Origin of the sequence: Methylobrevis albus (assembly GCF_015904235.1) — a bacterium.
Taxonomy (GTDB): Bacteria; Pseudomonadota; Alphaproteobacteria; order Rhizobiales; family Pleomorphomonadaceae; genus Methylobrevis_A; species Methylobrevis_A albus.
The window spans coordinates 1-18,957 of the sequence record NZ_JADZLT010000047.1; the positions used below are offsets into that span (position 1 = coordinate 1).

Below are 18,957 nucleotides of genomic sequence, written 5' to 3' on the forward strand. Positions count from 1 at the left end.
CGATGGCCAAGGAAAAATTTGCGCGGACGAAGCCGCACTGCAACATCGGAACGATCGGGCACGTCGACCACGGCAAGACGTCTCTGACGGCCGCGATCACGAAGGTGCTGGCCGAGACGGGTGGCGCGACGTTCAAGGCGTACGACCAGATCGACGCGGCGCCGGAAGAGAAGGCGCGCGGCATCACGATCAACACGGCGCACGTGGAGTACGAGACGGCGAACCGTCACTACGCCCACGTCGACTGCCCGGGCCACGCCGACTACGTGAAGAACATGATCACGGGCGCGGCGCAGATGGACGGCGCGATCCTGGTGTGCTCGGCCGCCGACGGCCCGATGCCGCAGACGCGCGAGCACATCCTGCTCGCCCGCCAGGTCGGCGTGCCGGCGATCGTGGTGTTCCTGAACAAGTGCGACATGGTCGACGATCCCGAGCTGCTGGAGCTCGTCGAGCTCGAGGTGCGCGAGCTGCTGTCGTCCTACGACTTCCCGGGCGACGACATTCCGATCATCAAGGGCTCGGCGCTGGTGGCGCTCGAGAATGGCGATCCGAAGCTCGGCCACGACGCGGTGCTGGAGCTGATGGCGGCGGTCGACGCCTACATCCCGCAGCCCGAGCGCCCGATCGACCAGCCGTTCCTGATGCCGATCGAGGACGTGTTCTCGATCTCGGGCCGCGGCACGGTGGTGACCGGCCGCGTCGAGCGCGGCATCGTGAAGGTGGGTGAGGAAGTCGAGATCGTCGGTATCCGTCCGACGACCAAGACGACGATCACCGGCGTCGAGATGTTCCGCAAGCTGCTCGACCAGGGCCAGGCCGGCGACAACATCGGCGCGCTGCTGCGCGGCACCAAGCGTGAAGACGTCGAGCGCGGGCAGATCCTCTGCAAGCCGGGCTCGGTGACGCCGCACACGACGTTCAAGGCCGAGGCGTACATCCTGACCAAGGAAGAGGGCGGCCGTCACACGCCGTTCTTCACCAACTACCGCCCGCAGTTCTACTTCCGCACCACGGACGTGACGGGGATCGTCACGCTGCCCGAGGGCACGGAAATGGTGATGCCGGGCGACAACGTCGCGATGACCGTCAAGCTGATCGTGCCGATCGCCATGGAGGAGAAGCTCCGCTTCGCCATCCGTGAAGGTGGCCGCACCGTCGGCGCCGGCGTCGTCGCCACGATCATCGAGTAAGCTGACGGCCCGCATGCGGGTCCGTCTGCAACGACTGGGGCAGGGGCGGGATTTTTCCCGCCCCTCTTCATTTGATGGGGTTCAATTCGGCCCCCGAGTGCGATGGGCCCGCCGCGATCGGCGGCGGCCGTCGCGCGCAACGAGGAGGACACGTCATGCGCCGCATCGGTCAATTCGAATCGCAGTTGTCCTTTTGAGGTCATGAGCAAGCGCCGCCGGTCCTTTCCCGTCGGAAACCCGGGTCGGGCGCGGTGACAGGATCGTCCACGGCGACGTCGAACTCATCGAGAAGCTCGGCCGCAACGATCTCTGCCCGTGCGGGTCGGGACGCCGGTTTCAAGGCGTGCTGCCGCAATGCCGGCCACCATGACGGCGCCGAGCGAAAGCATTACTTCCGCGATTGAATCAGGCTTGCGGAGGACGCGCGGGTGCGGTAGATCGAGCCCGCGCAATAGGGGTATAGCTCAGTTGGTAGAGCGGCGGTCTCCAAAACCGCAGGTCGCAGGTTCGAGCCCTGCTGCCCCTGCCAAATCGAGGGTTGCGCAAGCGGCCTCGACGCTATAGATAACGGTTCCTCTCTCGTGGCGTGCGGACGATTGTTCGCGCGCCCGACTGTCATGAGCGGGTGGATGGCTAAAAACAATCCCTTCACGTTTATTCAGCAGGTGCGCGCCGAGACCGCGAAGGTTTCCTGGCCGAGCCGGCGGGAGACCGTGATCACGACCATCACCGTCTTCGTCATGGCGCTCGTCGCGGCGCTGTTCTTCCTGGCGGTCGATCAGGTTCTGGCCTGGGGCGTCAGCCTCATGCTCGGCGTCGGCGCTTGACGACAATCGACGGTCAAGGGAGACGCTAGAATGACCAAGCGCTGGTACATCGTCCACGCGTATTCGAACTTCGAGAAGAAGGTCGCCGAATCGATTCAGGAGCAGGCGCAGCAGCGCGGCCTCACGGATCTGTTCGAGCAGGTGCTGGTGCCGACCGAGAAGGTCATCGAAGTCCGCCGCGGTCGCAAGATCGACGCCGAGCGGAAGTTCTATCCGGGCTACGTGCTCGTGAAGATGGAGATGACCGACGAGGCCTATCACCTGATCAAGAACACGCCGAAGGTGACGGGGTTCCTCGGGTCCGACAACAAGCCGGTGCCGATCCGCGAGCGCGAGGCGATGCAGATCCTGCAGCAGGTCGAAGAGGGCGTCGAGCGGCCGAAGCCCTCGATCACCTTCGAGGTCGGCGAGCAGGTGCGCGTGGCCGACGGTCCGTTCGCCTCGTTCAACGGCCTCGTCGAAGAGGTCGACGAGGAGCGGTCGCGGCTCAAGGTGGCGGTGTCGATCTTCGGTCGCGCCACGCCGGTGGAACTGGAATTCGCCCAGGTCGAGAAGGCCTGAGCCACGAGCCTTCCGTCCCCGGCGCGGCGAGCGCGACGGGACGGGGGCTCATCGTCGTTTCGGCGCTCCTCCGGGGGGGCCGGATCAAGGGAGGGCAGGGGCCTCGGCCCCGTCCTCTTGAACGGCCCGACCGGAACGGTGTTCCGCCGGGAACTGTGGGAGGAACGAGGCCACTTTCGCCGGTGGCGTCCGACCAGACCACGATCTCTCCGCCGACCGGCGCAGCCGGTGGCGACAACGGGAGCTGAGACACATGGCGAAGAAGATTACCGGCTACCTGAAGCTGCAGGTTGCCGCCGGTTCGGCGACGCCGTCGCCGCCGATCGGTCCCGCGCTGGGTCAGCGCGGCCTGAACATCATGGAATTCTGCAAGGCGTTCAACGCGCAGACGCAGCAGCTCGAGAAGGGGATGCCGATCCCCGTCGTGCTGACGATCTTCGCCGACCGCACGTTCACCTTCAAGCTCAAGACGCCCCCGGTCAGCTACTTCCTCAAGAAGGCTGCCGGCGTGAAGTCGGGTTCGAAGGCTCCGGGCAAGACCACCTCGGGCCAGATCACGCGCGAGCAGCTGCACGAGATCGCGAACACCAAACTCGTGGACATGAACGCGGCCGACATCGACGCCGCCGTCCGCATGATCGAAGGCTCCGCCCGTTCTATGGGCCTGGAAGTGGTGGGTTGAGATCATGACGAAGATCGCAAAGCGCATTGCCAAGGCCCGTGAGGGCATCGACCGCAAGAAGCTCTATCCGCTCACCGATGCCATCGGCATGGTGAAGGAGCGCGCCAGCGCCAAGTTCGACGAGACCGTCGAGGTCGCGCTGAATCTCGGCGTCGATCCGCGCCACGCCGACCAGATGGTCCGCGGCGTCTGCAACCTGCCGAACGGCACCGGCCGCACGCTCCGCGTCGCCGTGTTCGCCCGAGGCGCCAAGGCCGAAGAGGCACTGGCCGCCGGCGCCGATGTGGTCGGCGCCGAGGATCTGGTCGCGACCGTCCAGGGCGGCACGATCGACTTCGATCGCTGCATCGCGACGCCGGACATGATGCCGCTCGTCGGCCGCCTCGGCAAGGTGCTCGGCCCGCGCGGCCTGATGCCGAACCCGAAGGTCGGCACGGTGACCATGGACGTCGCCCAGGCCGTCAAGGACGCCAAGGGTGGCGCCGTCGAGTTCCGCGTCGAGAAGGCGGGCATCGTCCACGCCGGCATCGGCAAGGTCTCGTTCACCTCGGACGCCCTGCTGGAGAACATCCGCGCCTTCGTCGACGCGGTGCAGAAGGCGAAGCCGACGGGTGCCAAGGGCACCTATCTGCAGCGCGTCGCCGTGTCCTCGTCGATGGGCCCGGGCGTCAAGGTCGATCCGTCCTCGGTCGCCGCGTCGGCCTGAGACGGACCTTTCGAATTTCCGCCCGGGCAACCGGGCGGATGACTGGGCCGGCGGAGGAAGCATGCTTCCCCCGTTCGGCCGAATACCTGTCCGAGACTGCAGGTGCCGGGTTCGCCCGGTTTAAGCCGACGGGCACGAGGGAAGGGCGGCGACGCTCCCTCCCGACTGCCGGGGCCTGCATGAGACGGGAGTAAGACCTTTTGCCCGGTTCCGCGTCAGCGGTTCCGGATCAGATCGGGTCGGACCTCTTGCCATTGTCTTGTACTTCGCAAGCGCAAGCGGGCGGACAGGAAAGCGAGTGTCGCCGCGGTCGTTCCCGGGGGTATCCCGAGGACGTGTCCAGGCGGAGCCCGACGGAATGTCCGGGGCGACAATGGCAATCGGCCGTGCCGTGAAGGTGCGGTCGTAATCTGGAGACAGGCCGTGGAAAGAGCGGAAAAGCGGGAACTGGTCGCGTCGCTCAACGAGGTGTTCTCGAACACCGGCGTTGTCGTCGTCGCCCACTACCAAGGCCTCACCGTTTCCCAGCTGCAGACCCTCCGGGTCCGCATGAAGGAAGCCGGTGGTTCGGTCAAGGTCGCGAAGAACCGCCTCGCCAAGCTTGCTCTTCAAGGCACGGAAGCGGAGCACATCAGTGACCTGTTCACTGGTCCGACGGTCATCGCCTATTCGGCCGATCCCGTCGCCGCAACCAAGGTCTCCGTCGACTTCGCCAAGACGCACGACAAGTTCGTGATTCTCGGCGGCGCGATGGGCAAGACCAACCTGAACCCCGACGGCGTCAAGGCTTTGGCCACGCTGCCGTCGCTGGACGAACTGCGCGCCAAGCTGGTCGGCATGATCAAGACGCCGGCTACGCGTATCGCGGGTGTCGTGCAGGCGCCGGCGGCTCAGCTCGCCCGGGTGTTCGGGGCATATGCCAAGAAGGACGAAGCGGCGTGAGGCCGTTCCAAACTGTGAAGACTGATCCAGTCTGGTTCGAACTGATCTGAAGGAATTAAAAAATGGCTGATCTTAGCAAGCTGGTCGACGAACTGTCGGCCCTGACGGTCCTCGAGGCTGCCGAGCTCTCGAAGCTCCTCGAAGAGAAGTGGGGCGTCTCCGCCGCCGCTCCGGTCGCCGCGGCTGCCGCCGCCGGCGCTGCCGCCCCGGTGGTCGAGGTCGAGGAAAAGACCGAGTTCGACGTGATCCTCGTCGAAGCCGGCGAGAAGAAGATCAACGTGATCAAGGAAGTCCGCGCGATCACCGGTCTCGGCCTGAAAGAGGCCAAGGACCTGGTCGAGGCTGCCCCGAAGGCAGTCAAGGAAGCCGTCTCCAAGGACGACGCTGCGAAGTTCAAGAAGCAGCTCGAAGAGGCCGGCGCCAAGGTCGACGTCAAGTAATCTTCGACCGGCGCGGGCGGGCGGTTCTCCGCCCGCCCGCGCCAATTCTCCGAAGGGGCGGCCGCGACGGCGGATAAGGTCCGGGACGGAGAACGAGAGACACGGCGCGCGGGTGATCTGCGAACCGTCCGGGACGTCGGCAGCGCCGTCTCGCGAGGCATGTTCATGAGCGACACCGGGGTGGTTGCCCCCAGCCCGCGGCTTTCGTGCCGTGGTCTGCGGACAGCCGATCCGGTGGATACGAGGAGCGAAGATGGCGACGACGTTCAACGGCCGCAGGCGGATGCGCAAGTTCTTCGGCAACATTCGCGAAGTCGCGGAAATGCCGAACCTCATCGAGGTCCAGAAGGCGTCCTATGACCAGTTCCTGCTGATCGACGAACCCGCCGGCGGCCGCCCCGAAGAGGGGCTGCAGGCCGTTTTCAAGTCCGTGTTCCCGATCTCCGACTTCGCCGGCACCTCGTTCCTGGAATTCGTCCGCTACGAGTTCGAGCCGCCGAAGTATGACGTCGACGAGTGCCGCCAGCGTGGCATGACCTACGCCGCGCCGCTCAAGGTGACGCTGCGGCTGATCGTGTTCGACGTCGAGGAAGACACCGGCGCCAAGTCCGTCAAGGACATCAAGGAGCAGGATGTCTACATGGGCGACATGCCGCTCATGACCGACAACGGCACCTTCATCGTCAACGGCACCGAGCGCGTCATCGTCTCGCAGATGCACCGCTCGCCGGGCGTGTTCTTCGACCACGACAAGGGCAAGACGCACTCGTCGGGCAAGCTGCTGTTCGCCGCCCGCATCATCCCGTACCGCGGTTCGTGGCTCGACATCGAGTTCGACGCCAAGGACATCGTCTACGCGCGCATCGACCGCCGCCGCAAGATCCCGGTGTCGTCGCTGCTGTTCGCGCTCGGCCTCGACGGCGAGGAGATCCTCGACACCTTCTACAACAAGATCCCGTACACCCGGGACAAGGACGGCTGGCGCATGCCCTACGACGCGACGCGTCTCAAGGGCATGAAGGCGATCGGCGACCTGATCGACGCCGACACCGGCGAAGTCGTGGTCGAGGCGGGGCGCAAGCTCACCGCCCGCGCCGCCCGTCAGCTCGCCGAAAAGGGCCTCAAGGCGCTGAAGGTGACCGACGAGGATCTCGAGGGCCAGTACGTCGCCGAGGACGTCGTCAACCTCCAGACCGGCGAGATCTACGCCGAGGCCGGCGAGGAGCTGACTCCGAAGCTGCTCCAGCAGCTGATCGAGCACGGCTTCCTCGAGCTGCAGATCCTCGACATCGATCACGTCAACACCGGCGCCTACATCCGCAACACGCTGGCCGTGGACAAGAACGAGGCGCGTGAAGACGCGCTGTTCGACATCTACCGCGTCATGCGCCCGGGCGAGCCGCCGACCATCGACACCGCCGAGGCGATGTTCAAGTCGCTGTTCTTCGACGCCGAGCGCTACGACCTCTCGGCCGTCGGCCGCGTCAAGATGAACATGCGCCTCGACCTGAAGTGCCCGGACACCATCCGCGTGCTGCGCCGCGAGGACATCCTCGCGGTGATCCAGACGCTCGTGGAGCTGCGCGACGGCAAGGGCGAGATCGACGACATCGACAACCTCGGCAACCGCCGCGTCCGTTCGGTCGGCGAGTTGATGGAGAACCAGTACCGCGTCGGCCTGCTCCGCATGGAGCGCGCGATCAAGGAGCGCATGTCCTCGGTCGACATCGACACGGTGATGCCGCAGGACCTGATCAACGCGAAGCCCGCGGCCGCCGCGGTGCGCGAGTTCTTCGGCTCGTCGCAGCTGTCGCAGTTCATGGACCAGACCAACCCGCTCTCCGAGATCACGCACAAGCGTCGTCTCTCGGCGCTCGGCCCCGGCGGTCTGACCCGCGAGCGCGCCGGCTTCGAGGTGCGCGACGTGCACCCGACGCACTACGGCCGCATCTGCCCGATCGAGACGCCGGAAGGCCCGAACATCGGCCTGATCAACTCGCTCGCCACCTTCGCGCGGGTGAACAAGTACGGCTTCATCGAGAGCCCCTACCGCAAGGTGGTGGACGGCCGCGTCACCGACGACGTCGTCTACCTCTCGGCGATGGAAGAGGCGAAGTACACCGTCGCCCAGGCCAACGCCGACCTCGACGAGAACGCCGCCTTCACCAGCGACCTCGTGATCTGCCGCCATGCCGGCGACGTCGCGCAGTTTCCGCGTGAGCGCGTCGACCTCATGGACGTGTCGCCGAAGCAGCTCGTCTCCGTCGCCGCGGCGCTGATCCCGTTCCTCGAGAACGACGACGCCAACCGCGCGCTGATGGGCTCGAACATGCAGCGCCAGGCGGTGCCGCTGGTCCGTGCCGAGGCGCCGTTCGTCGGCACCGGCATGGAGCCGGTGGTGGCGCGTGACTCGGGCGCTGCCATCGGCGCCCGCCGCGGCGGCGTGGTCGACCAGGTCGACGCGACGCGTATCGTCATCCGCGCGACCGAGGACCTCGATCCGTCGAAGTCCGGCGTCGACATCTACCGGCTGATGAAGTTCCAGCGCTCGAACCAGAACACCTGCATCAACCAGCGTCCGCTGGTGCGTGTCGGTGACGTGGTCGGCAAGGGCGACATCATCGCCGACGGTCCGTCGACCGACCTCGGCGATCTCGCCCTCGGCCGCAACGTGCTCGTCGCGTTCATGCCCTGGAACGGCTACAACTTCGAGGACTCGATCCTCCTCTCGGAGAAGATCGTCTCGGACGACGTCTTCACCTCGATCCACATCGAGGAATTCGAGGTGATGGCCCGCGACACCAAGCTCGGGCCGGAGGAGATCACGCGCGACATTCCGAACGTCTCGGAAGAAGCGCTGAAGAACCTCGACGAAGCCGGCATCGTCTACATCGGTGCCGAGGTCCAGGCCGGCGACATCCTGATCGGCAAGATCACGCCGAAGGGCGAAAGCCCGATGACGCCGGAGGAAAAGCTCCTCCGCGCCATCTTCGGCGAGAAGGCCTCCGACGTGCGCGACACCTCGCTGCGGGTTCCCCCGGGCGTGACCGGCACGGTCGTCGAGGTGCGCGTGTTCAATCGGCATGGCGTCGAGAAGGACGAGCGCGCCATGGCGATCGAGCGCGAGGAGATCGAGCGTCTCGCCAAGGATCGTGACGACGAGCAGGCGATCCTCGACCGCAACATCTACGGCCGCCTCGCCGAGATGCTCGACGGCAAGACCGGCATCGCCGGTCCGAAGGGCTTCCGCAAGGACGCGGTGCTCTCGCCGGAAGTCCGCGAGGAATATCCGCGGTCGCAGTGGTGGCAGTTCGCCGTCTCCGACGACCACGCGATGACCGAGATCGAAGCGCTGCGCAAGCAGTACGACGAGAGCCGCAAGCGCCTCGAGCGCCGCTTCATCGACAAGGTCGAGAAGCTGCAGCGTGGCGACGAACTGCCGCCCGGCGTGATGAAGATGGTCAAGGTCTTCGTCGCGGTGAAGCGCAAGATCCAGCCGGGCGACAAGATGGCCGGCCGCCATGGCAACAAGGGCGTCGTGTCGCGCATCGTGCCGGTCGAGGACATGCCGTTCCTCGAGGACGGCACCCACGTCGACATCGTGCTGAACCCGCTCGGCGTGCCGAGCCGCATGAACGTCGGCCAGATCCTCGAAACCCATCTCGGCTGGGCCTGTGCCGGCATGGGCAAGAAGATCGGGCAGATGCTCGACGCCTATCGCCAGTCGGGCAACATCCAGCCGCTGCGCGAGACGCTGGTCGACGTGTTCTCCGGCAGCCCGAAGAACGAGGACGTCTCGGAGTTCGACAACGAGTCGCTCGTCCGCCTCGGGTCGGAACTCAGCCGCGGCGTCTCGATCGCGACGCCGGTGTTCGACGGTGCCCGCGAGCCGGACGTCGTCGAGATGCTGGAGAAGGCGGGGCTGCACCGGTCGGGTCAGGTGACGCTGTTCGACGGCCGCACCGGCGAGACGTTCGACCGCAAGGTCACCGTCGGCTACATCTACATGCTGAAGCTGCATCACCTGGTGGACGACAAGATCCACGCCCGGTCGATCGGCCCGTACTCGCTCGTGACCCAGCAGCCGCTGGGTGGCAAGGCGCAGTTCGGCGGACAGCGCTTCGGCGAGATGGAGGTGTGGGCACTCGAGGCCTACGGCGCGGCCTACACGCTGCAGGAAATGCTCACGGTGAAGTCGGACGACGTGGCCGGCCGCACCAAGGTCTACGAGGCGATCGTCCGTGGCGACGACCAGTTCGAGGCCGGTATTCCCGAGAGCTTCAACGTGCTCGTGAAGGAAATGCGTTCGCTCGGCCTGAACGTCGAGCTGATCAATTCGAAAGAGCGGCCGGGGCTTGATGCCGAACGGCCTGCGGACGCGGCAGAGTGATTTGCCGCGCCATCCCGAGGTCGCTTTTCATAGCTAGACGAGACGGTCAGGCCGGGGGCGCGCAACAACGCGCGACCCCGGTACCGTCGTGAAGGAGAGAGCCCGATGAACCAAGAGGTCATGAACCTTTTCAACCCGCAGGCTCCAGTTCAGACGTTCGATCAGATCAAGATCTCGATCGCCAGTCCGGAAAAGATCCTTTCGTGGTCGTTCGGCGAGATCAAGAAGCCGGAAACCATCAACTACCGCACGTTCAAGCCGGAACGTGACGGGCTCTTCTGCGCGCGCATCTTCGGGCCGATCAAGGACTACGAGTGTCTTTGCGGCAAGTACAAGCGCATGAAGTACAAGGGCGTCATCTGCGAGAAGTGCGGCGTCGAAGTGACGCTCAGCCGCGTGCGCCGCGAGCGCATGGGCCACATCGAGCTCGCCGCCCCGGTCGCGCACATCTGGTTCCTGAAGTCGCTGCCGAGCCGCATCGGCCTCCTGCTCGACATGACGCTCAAGGATCTCGAGCGCATTCTCTATTTCGAGAACTACGTCGTCACCGAGCCGGGCCTCACGCCGCTGAAGCTGCACCAGCTTCTGTCGGAAGAGGACTACATCACCGCGCAGGACCAGTACGGCGAGGACAGCTTCACCGCGTTCATCGGCGCCGAGGCGATCCGTGAGATCCTCTCGTCGATGAATCTCGCCAAGCTCGCCGACCAGCTGCGCCAGGAGATCATCGAGTCGACGTCGGAGCTGAAGCCGAAGAAGCTCGCCAAGCGCGTCAAGATCATCGAGGCCTTCATGGCCTCTGGCAACAAGCCGGAATGGATGATCATGAACGTCGTGCCGGTGATCCCGCCGGACCTGCGCCCGCTCGTCCCCCTCGACGGCGGCCGCTTCGCGACGTCCGACCTCAACGACCTCTACCGCCGCGTCATCAACCGCAACAACCGCCTGAAGCGGCTGATCGAGCTGCGCGCGCCGGACATCATCATCCGCAACGAGAAGCGGATGCTGCAGGAATCGGTCGATGCGCTGTTCGACAACGGCCGTCGCGGCCGCGTCATCACGGGCGCCAACAAGCGCCCGCTGAAGTCGCTCTCCGACATGCTGAAGGGCAAGCAGGGCCGCTTCCGCCAGAACCTGCTCGGCAAGCGCGTCGACTACTCGGGCCGTTCGGTCATCGTGGTCGGCCCGGAAATGAAGCTGCACCAGTGCGGCCTGCCGAAGAAGATGGCGCTCGAGCTGTTCAAGCCGTTCATCTACTCGCGCCTCGACGCCAAGGGCTTCTCCTCCACGGTGAAGCAGGCGAAGAAGCTCGTGGAGAAGGAGCGTCCGGAAGTCTGGGACATCCTCGACGAGGTGATCCGCGAGCATCCGGTGATGCTGAACCGCGCCCCGACCCTGCACCGCCTCGGCATCCAGGCCTTCGAGCCGGTGCTGATCGAAGGCAAGGCGATCCAGCTGCATCCGCTCGTCTGCTCGGCGTTCAACGCCGACTTCGACGGTGACCAGATGGCCGTGCACGTCCCGCTGTCGCTCGAAGCGCAGCTGGAAGCGCGCGTGCTGATGATGTCGACCAACAACATCCTGCATCCGGCCAACGGCGCGCCGATCATCGTGCCGTCGCAGGATATCGTGCTCGGTCTCTACTACCTGTCGATCATGGCCGAGAAGGAGCCCGGCGAGGGCATGGCCTTCTCGGACATCGGCGAGCTGCAGCATGCGCTCGACGCCAAGGTCGTCACGATGCACACCAAGATCCGTGGCCGCTTCAAGTCGATCGACAAGGACGGCAAGCCGACCTCGCAGATCTTCGAGACGACGCCCGGCCGCATGCTGATCGGTCAGCTGCTGCCGAAGCACCACAACGTGCCCTTCGACGTCTGCAACCAGCTGATGACGAAGAAGCAGATCTCGGCGATGATCGACGCGGTCTACCGCCACTGCGGCCAGAAGGAATCGGTCATCTTCTGTGACCGGATCATGCAGCTCGGCTTCACCCACGCCTGCCGCGCCGGCATCTCGTTCGGCAAGGACGACATGGTGATCCCGGAGACCAAGGAAAAGCTGGTCGACGAGACCCGTCAGCTCGTGAAGGACTACGAGCAGCAGTACAACGACGGCCTGATCACCCAGGGCGAGAAGTACAACAAGGTCGTCGACGCCTGGGCGAAGTGCACCGACAAGGTCGCCGAGGAGATGATGAGCCGCATCCGCGCGGTTCGCTACGACGACAGCGGCCGTCAGCTGCAGATGAACTCCATCTACATGATGAGCCACTCCGGTGCGCGTGGTTCGCCCGCGCAGATGAAGCAGCTCGCCGGCATGCGCGGCCTGATGGCCAAGCCGTCGGGTGAGATCATCGAGACGCCGATCATCTCGAACTTCAAGGAAGGCCTGTCGGTGCTCGAGTACTTCAACTCGACGCACGGCGCTCGTAAGGGCCTCGCCGACACCGCGCTGAAGACCGCCAACTCCGGCTACCTGACCCGCCGTCTCGTCGACGTCGCGCAGGATTCGATCGTCTCCGAGGTGGACTGCGGCTCGACCGGCGGTCTCATCATGCAGGCGATCGTCGATGCCGGCCAGGTGGTCGCCACGCTCGGCGCCCGCATTCTCGGCCGCACCACGGCCGAGGCGATCCTGCATCCGATCACCGGCGACGTCATCGTCGGCCTCGGCGAGCTGATCGAGGAGCGCGACGTCGAGAAGGTGGAGAAGGCCGGCGTGCAGTCGGTCAAGATCCGCTCGGTGCTGACCTGTGCCACCAAGGTCGGTGTCTGTGCCAAGTGCTACGGACGCGATCTCGCCCGCGGTACCCCGGTCAACATGGGCGAAGCGGTCGGCGTCATCGCGGCGCAGTCGATCGGCGAGCCGGGCACCCAGCTCACCATGCGCACGTTCCACATCGGCGGCACGGCGCAGGTGGTCGATCAGTCGTTCATCGAGTCGAACTTCGAAGGCACGGTGAAGATCCGCAACCGCAACGTCGTGCGCGACTCCGATGGCAAGCTGATCGCCATGGGTCGTAACCTCGCCGTCGTGATCGTCGACGAGCAGGGCACGGAGCGGTCGTCGCAGCGCGTCAACTACGGTGCGCGTCTCCACGTCGACGACGGCGACAAGGTGCGTCGCGGCCAGCGCATCGGCGAGTGGGATCCCTACACCCGCCCGGTCATCACCGAAGTCGAAGGCATCATCGGCTACGAGGATGTGGTGGAAGGTGCGACGGTCAGCGAGGCGACCGACGAGGCGACCGGCATCACCAAGCGCGTCGTCATCGACTGGCGCAGCTCGACCCGTACGGCGGACCTGCGTCCGGCGATGGTCGTGAAGGGCGCCGACGGCAAGATCCTGAAGCTCGCCCGTGGCGGTGAGGCGCGCTACCTGCTCTCGGTCGACTCGATCCTCTCGGTCGAGCCGGGCAGCAAGGTGCACGCCGGCGACGTGCTCGCACGTATCCCGCTGGAAAGCGCCAAGACCCGCGACATCACGGGCGGTCTGCCGCGCGTGGCGGAGCTGTTCGAGGCGCGGCGTCCGAAGGATCACGCGATCATCGCGGAGATCGACGGCACCATCCGCTTCGGCCGTGACTACAAGAACAAGCGCCGCGTCATCCTCGAGCCGCACGACGAGACGATGGACCCGCGCGAGTACCTGATCCCCAAGGGCAAGCACTTCCACCTGCAGGAAGGCGACGTTCTGGAGAAGGGCGACTACATCGTCGACGGCAACCCGGCGCCGCACGACATCCTGGCGATCAAGGGCGTGGAGGCACTCGCGGCCTACCTCGTTAACGAGATCCAGGAGGTCTACCGGCTCCAGGGCGTGGTGATCAACGACAAGCACATCGAGGTGATCGTTCGCCAGATGCTGCAGAAGGTCGAGATCGTCGAAGGCGGCGACACCGAACTGATGCCGGGCGACCAGGTCGACCGCATCGAGGCGGAAGAGATCAACGACAAGGTCGTCCAGGAGGGCAAGCGGCCGGCGGTGTTCAACCCGCTGCTGCTCGGCATCACCAAGGCCAGCCTGCAGACCCGGTCGTTCATCTCGGCGGCGTCGTTCCAGGAGACTACCCGCGTGCTCACCGAGGCCGCCGTCAACGGCAAGTCGGATACGCTCGAGGGCCTCAAGGAGAACGTCATCGTCGGCCGCCTGATCCCGGCCGGTACCGGCGGTCTCATGACGCGCATCCGCCAGGTCGCGACGCGCCGCGACGAGCTGATCGTCGAGGAGCGCCGCAAGACCGCTCTCGCCGAAGGCGGCGAGCAGCCGATGACGGTCGACGTCACCGCGGAACACGTCGCCCACTGAGTCGGCGTCGACCACGGATAGAATCGGGGGAGGGGCGCGCTGGTCGCGCCCCTTTTCTTATGACGACGGTGATTCTTTTCGCGGGCCTCGCGCGGCGAATCCGTCGGATGCAATGCCCGGCGGGGGATTCTCGTCCCGCCGCGTCCCGTTTTGTCCCCCGCCGGGTCCGATTCAGGGCCGCGCAGGGGGCAGGGGGCCGTTTCGGCCGCCGCATGGCCCCCATGCAGCGGGCGTTTCGCGGAAAAGCGCCGGTTTGGGGTTGACGTTGGCGGGTGGGCTGGGTAAAAGCGCGTCACTTGCCGGACAGGTCCGTAAGCGAACGTTGTCGGTGGCGCCTAGCAGCCGACCCTTCTCGCTTAAACACTGTCCTCGATCCGATGGCGATAGCCGTTAGTACGCATGACCGCCGCTTGCGGTGGTCCTCTGCAATGCGAGTGCCGGCCGGGGGTTCCCCCGGGATCGGCGCGTTTCGTTTTGCGTGAACGAATGCGCATTGCAAAAGGGTGGATCCGAACGCCGGGACCGGAAGGTCACGGTCCGGGTCCGGGTTCGAGAGCAGAAAACCTGTCCGCGGCGGCCTCGGCCGTAACGCCGGACGAAGAATGGATTGAAGGGCTTAGAATGCCGACGATCAACCAGTTGATCCGTAACCCGCGCCAGGCGCCGGTTTATCGTGAGAAGGCGCGCCACCTCGAGGCGTGCCCGCAGAAGCGCGGCGTTTGCACCCGCGTTTACACCACGACGCCGAAGAAGCCGAACTCGGCACTCCGCAAGGTTGCCAAGGTGCGCCTGACCAACGGTTACGAGGTCATCGGCTACATCCCCGGCGAAGGTCACAATCTGCAGGAACACTCGGTCGTCATGATCCGTGGTGGCCGCGTGAAGGATCTTCCGGGCGTTCGTTACCACATCCTCCGCGGCGTCCTCGACACCCAGGGTGTCAAGAACCGCAAGCAGCGCCGCTCGAAGTACGGCGCCAAGCGCCCGAAGTAAGGCGCTCGCCTCTCTTGAGTTTTCCCGGCGCTTCAGTGCCGGGGTTTCGAAGTTCGACGGGCCTCGGCCCGCAGGAAAGAAGACGGAGCCGACCAGATGTCGCGTCGTCACAGTGCCGAAAAGCGCGAGATCAACCCGGACGCAAAGTTCGGCGATCTCGTTGTGAGCAAGTTCATGAATTCGATCATGCGCGACGGCAAGAAGTCGGTCGCCGAGGCGATCGTCTACGGAGCCCTCGACCTGGTCGAGAACCGCACCCGTCAGAACCCGGTCGCGGTGTTCCATCAGGCGCTGTTCAACGTCATGCCGCAGATCGAAGTTCGGTCGCGGCGCGTCGGTGGCGCCACCTATCAGGTTCCGGTCGAGGTTCGCACCGAGCGCCGTCAGGCGCTGGCGATCCGCTGGCTGATCACGGCCGCTCGCGGCCGTAACGAGAAGACCATGGTTGATCGCCTCTCCGGCGAACTTCTTGATGCTTCCAACAACCGCGGCACCGCGGTCAAGAAGCGCGAAGACACGCACCGGATGGCGGAAGCCAACCGCGCGTTCTCGCACTATCGCTGGTAATCGGAAGAGGCGGAGACGCAGTCATGGCTCGCATCCACAAAATCGAGGACTACCGCAACTTCGGCATCATGGCCCACATCGATGCGGGCAAGACGACGACGACCGAGCGGGTTCTCTATTACTCCGGCAAGTCGCACAAGATCGGCGAAGTGCACGACGGCGCTGCGACCATGGACTACATGGAGCAGGAGCAGGAGCGTGGCATCACGATCACGTCGGCCGCCACGACGACCTTCTGGAACGGCAAGCGCCTGAACATCATCGACACCCCCGGCCACGTCGACTTCACGATCGAAGTCGAGCGTTCGCTGCGCGTGCTTGACGGTGCCGTGTGCGTTCTCGACTCCAACCAGGGCGTCGAGCCGCAGACCGAGACCGTGTGGCGCCAGGGCGACAAGTACCATGTGCCGCGCATCGTCTTCTGCAACAAGATGGACAAGACCGGCGCCGACTTCGATCAGTGCATCTCGGACATCAAGACCCGCCTCGGCGCGCGTCCGATTCCGATCCAGCTGCCGATCGGCTCCGAGTCGAACTTCAAGGGCATCGTCGACCTGGTCCGCATGAAGGCGGTCATCTGGGAAGACGAGTCGCTCGGCGCGAAGTTCCATGACGCCGAGATCCCGGAAGACATGCTCGAGCGTGCCATCGCGGCCCGCGCCGAGATGATCGAGGCCGCCGTCGAGCTCGACGACGCCGCGATGGAAGCCTATCTCGACGGCACCGAGCCGGAAGAGGCGCTGCTGAAGTCGCTGATCCGCAAGGCCGTGCTGCACGCCACGTTCTTCCCGGTCCTTGCGGGCTCGGCGTTCAAGAACAAGGGCGTCCAGACGCTGCTCGACGCGGTGGTCGACTACCTGCCGTCGCCGCTCGACGTGCCGCCGACCAAGGGCATCGACGTCAAGACCGGCGAGGAAGTCGTTCGCCGCTCGTCCGACGAAGAGCCGCTCGCGATGCTCGCCTTCAAGATCATCGAAGACCCGTTCGGCATCCTGACCTTCGCCCGCATCTACTCGGGCAAGCTGGAGAAGGGCGTCACGCTCATCAACTCCACCAAGGAGAAGAAGGAGCGCATCGGCCGCATGGTGCTGATGCACGCCAACTCCCGCGAGGACATCGATGAAGCCTTCGCCGGCGACATCGTCGCGCTGGTCGGCCTCAAGGAAACCCGCACCGGCGACACGCTTTGTGATCCGCTGAAGCAGGTCATCCTCGAGAAGATGGAATTCCCCGATCCCGTCATCGAGATGGCGATCGAGGCGGCCACCAAGGCCGACCAGGAGAAGCTGGGCGTCGCCCTGCAGAAGCTGGCGTCCGAGGATCCGTCCTTCCGCGTCTCGACCGACCAGGAGTCGGGCCAGACGATCATCAAGGGGATGGGCGAGCTCCATCTCGACATCAAGGTCGACATCCTTCGTCGCGCCCCGCACCACATCAAGGTGAACGTCGGCGCGCCGCAGGTTGCCTACCGCGAGACGATCCGCAAGAAGACCGAGATCGACTACACCCACAAGAAGCAGACCGGTGGTACCGGCCAGTTCGCCCGCGTCAAGTTCGTGGTCGAGCCGAGCGAAGTGGGTGCGGGTTTCGTGTTCGAGTCGAAGATCATCGGTGGTGTGGTTCCGAAGGAATACATCCCGGGCGTCGAAAAGGGCCTGAACTCGGTGCTGGGCGCAGGCCCGCTCGCCGGCTTCCCGGTCGTCGACATGAAGGTCTCGCTGATCGACGGCGCCTATCACGAAGTGGACTCGTCGGCGATCGCCTTCGAAATCGCCTCGCGTGCCGCGCTTCGTGAAGCGATCGAGAAGGCGAGCCCCGCCCTGCTCGAGCCGATCATGAAGGTCGAGGTCGTGTCGCCCGAGGATTACGTCGGTTCGGTGATCGGCGACCTCAACTCGCGGCGCGGTCAGATCCAGGGCCAGGACATGCGCGGCAACGCGAACGTCATCACCGCCTTCGTGCCGCTCGCCAACATGTTCGGCTACGTGAACAACCTGCGCTCCATGTCGCAGGGCCGCGCGAGCTACACGATGCAGTTCGATCACTATGAGCAGGTGCCCGCTGCGGTCGCCCAGGAGGTTCAGGCGAAGTACGCCTGATCCTCGATCCCCGACCGACTGTCACACTGCTTTACGGAATTGATGGAGAGACCCGATGGCCAAGGAAAAATTTGCGCGGACGAAGCCGCACTGCAACATCGGAACGATCGGGCACGTCGACCACGGCAAGACGTCTCTGACGGCCGCGATCACGAAGGTGCTGGCCGAGACGGGTGGCGCGACGTTCAAGGCGTACGACCAGATCGACGCGGCGCCGGAAGAGAAGGCGCGCGGCATCACGATCAACACGGCGCACGTGGAGTACGAGACGGCGAACCGTCACTACGCCCACGTCGACTGCCCGGGCCACGCCGACTACGTGAAGAACATGATCACGGGCGCGGCGCAGATGGACGGCGCGATCCTGGTGTGCTCGGCCGCCGACGGCCCGATGCCGCAGACGCGCGAGCACATCCTGCTCGCCCGCCAGGTCGGCGTGCCGGCGATCGTGGTGTTCCTGAACAAGTGCGACATGGTCGACGATCCCGAGCTGCTGGAGCTCGTCGAGCTCGAGGTGCGCGAGCTGCTGTCGTCCTACGACTTCCCGGGCGACGACATTCCGATCATCAAGGGCTCGGCGCTGGTGGCGCTCGAGAATGGCGATCCGAAGCTCGGCCACGACGCGGTGCTGGAGCTGATGGCGGCGGTCGACGCCTACATCCCGCAGCCCGAGCGCCCGATCGACCAGCCGTTCCTGATGCCGATCGAGGACGTGTTCTCGATCTCGGGCCGCGGCACGGTGGTGACCGGCCGCGTCGAGCGCGGCATCGTGAAGGTGGGTGAGGAAGTCGAGATCGTCGGTATCCGTCCGACGACCAAGACGACGATCACCGGCGTCGAGATGTTCCGCAAGCTGCTCGACCAGGGCCAGGCCGGCGACAACATCGGCGCGCTGCTGCGCGGCACCAAGCGTGAAGACGTCGAGCGCGGGCAGATCCTCTGCAAGCCGGGCTCGGTGACGCCGCACACGACGTTCAAGGCCGAGGCGTACATCCTGACCAAGGAAGAGGGCGGCCGTCACACGCCGTTCTTCACCAACTACCGCCCGCAGTTCTACTTCCGCACCACGGACGTGACGGGGATCGTCACGCTGCCCGAGGGCACGGAAATGGTGATGCCGGGCGACAACGTCGCGATGACCGTCAAGCTGATCGTGCCGATCGCCATGGAGGAGAAGCTCCGCTTCGCCATCCGTGAAGGTGGCCGCACCGTCGGCGCCGGCGTCGTCGCCACGATCATCGAGTAA

14 protein-coding genes and 1 tRNA gene are annotated in these 18,957 nt (G+C 65.3%); all 15 read left to right on the forward strand.

Annotated features, from left to right (window positions below):
• Positions 1-2: 2 nt before the first annotated feature.
• The 15 genes from tuf (I5731_RS06845) to tuf (I5731_RS06915) all read left to right on the forward strand — a co-directional run bounded on the left by tuf (I5731_RS06845) (position 3) and on the right by tuf (I5731_RS06915) (position 18,957).
• The gene (gene tuf / locus I5731_RS06845) at positions 3-1,193 is read left to right on the forward strand and encodes an elongation factor Tu (protein WP_197309634.1); all 1,191 of its coding nucleotides are present in this window, start codon (positions 3-5) and stop codon (positions 1,191-1,193) included.
• A gap of 283 nt (positions 1,194-1,476) precedes the next feature.
• A complete protein-coding gene (locus I5731_RS19990) occupies positions 1,477-1,563 on the forward strand; it encodes an SEC-C metal-binding domain-containing protein (RefSeq protein WP_328838332.1) in 87 nt (28 codons plus the stop codon).
• An 83-nt stretch (positions 1,564-1,646) separates the two neighbouring features.
• Positions 1,647-1,722, forward strand: a tRNA-Trp gene (locus I5731_RS06855).
• Positions 1,723-1,822: 100 nt separating this feature from the next.
• Positions 1,823-2,020, forward strand: a complete 198-nt coding sequence (secE, locus tag I5731_RS06860; RefSeq protein ID WP_197310633.1) for a preprotein translocase subunit SecE — start codon at positions 1,823-1,825, stop codon at positions 2,018-2,020.
• Positions 2,021-2,050: 30 nt separating this feature from the next.
• On the forward strand, positions 2,051-2,581 hold the full coding sequence (gene nusG, locus I5731_RS06865; RefSeq protein ID WP_197310634.1) for a transcription termination/antitermination protein NusG: 531 nt from the start codon (positions 2,051-2,053) through the stop codon (positions 2,579-2,581).
• Positions 2,582-2,834: 253 nt separating this feature from the next.
• Positions 2,835-3,263, forward strand: coding sequence for a 50S ribosomal protein L11 (gene rplK / locus I5731_RS06870; protein WP_197310635.1), 429 nt, complete (start codon positions 2,835-2,837; stop codon positions 3,261-3,263).
• 4 nt (positions 3,264-3,267) lie between these two features.
• Complete coding sequence (rplA, locus tag I5731_RS06875) at positions 3,268-3,969, forward strand: 50S ribosomal protein L1 (protein WP_197310636.1); 702 nt, start codon at positions 3,268-3,270, stop codon at positions 3,967-3,969.
• Positions 3,970-4,392: 423 nt separating this feature from the next.
• Positions 4,393-4,911 (forward strand): 50S ribosomal protein L10, encoded by a 519-nt coding sequence (gene rplJ, locus I5731_RS06880; RefSeq protein WP_197310637.1) that lies wholly within the window; start codon positions 4,393-4,395, stop codon positions 4,909-4,911.
• Between the two features lie 62 nt (positions 4,912-4,973).
• Positions 4,974-5,351 (forward strand): 50S ribosomal protein L7/L12, encoded by a 378-nt coding sequence (gene rplL / locus I5731_RS06885; protein ID WP_197310638.1) that lies wholly within the window; start codon positions 4,974-4,976, stop codon positions 5,349-5,351.
• 253 nt (positions 5,352-5,604) lie between these two features.
• On the forward strand, positions 5,605-9,741 hold the full coding sequence (gene rpoB, locus I5731_RS06890; protein ID WP_197310639.1) for a DNA-directed RNA polymerase subunit beta: 4,137 nt from the start codon (positions 5,605-5,607) through the stop codon (positions 9,739-9,741).
• A gap of 105 nt (positions 9,742-9,846) precedes the next feature.
• On the forward strand, positions 9,847-14,052 hold the full coding sequence (gene rpoC, locus I5731_RS06895) for a DNA-directed RNA polymerase subunit beta' (protein WP_197310640.1): 4,206 nt from the start codon (positions 9,847-9,849) through the stop codon (positions 14,050-14,052).
• A 621-nt stretch (positions 14,053-14,673) separates the two neighbouring features.
• Positions 14,674-15,045 carry a 30S ribosomal protein S12 gene (gene rpsL, locus I5731_RS06900; protein ID WP_197310641.1) on the forward strand — a complete coding sequence of 124 codons (372 nt, stop codon included), beginning with the start codon at positions 14,674-14,676 and terminating at the stop codon, positions 15,043-15,045.
• A 96-nt stretch (positions 15,046-15,141) separates the two neighbouring features.
• Positions 15,142-15,612, forward strand: a complete 471-nt coding sequence (rpsG, locus tag I5731_RS06905; protein WP_197310642.1) for a 30S ribosomal protein S7 — start codon at positions 15,142-15,144, stop codon at positions 15,610-15,612.
• Positions 15,613-15,635: 23 nt separating this feature from the next.
• Entirely contained in the window at positions 15,636-17,711 is a 2,076-nt protein-coding gene (gene fusA / locus I5731_RS06910; RefSeq protein WP_197310643.1) for an elongation factor G, read from the forward strand.
• A gap of 55 nt (positions 17,712-17,766) precedes the next feature.
• Positions 17,767-18,957 carry an elongation factor Tu gene (tuf, locus tag I5731_RS06915; protein ID WP_197309634.1) on the forward strand — a complete coding sequence of 397 codons (1,191 nt, stop codon included), beginning with the start codon at positions 17,767-17,769 and terminating at the stop codon, positions 18,955-18,957.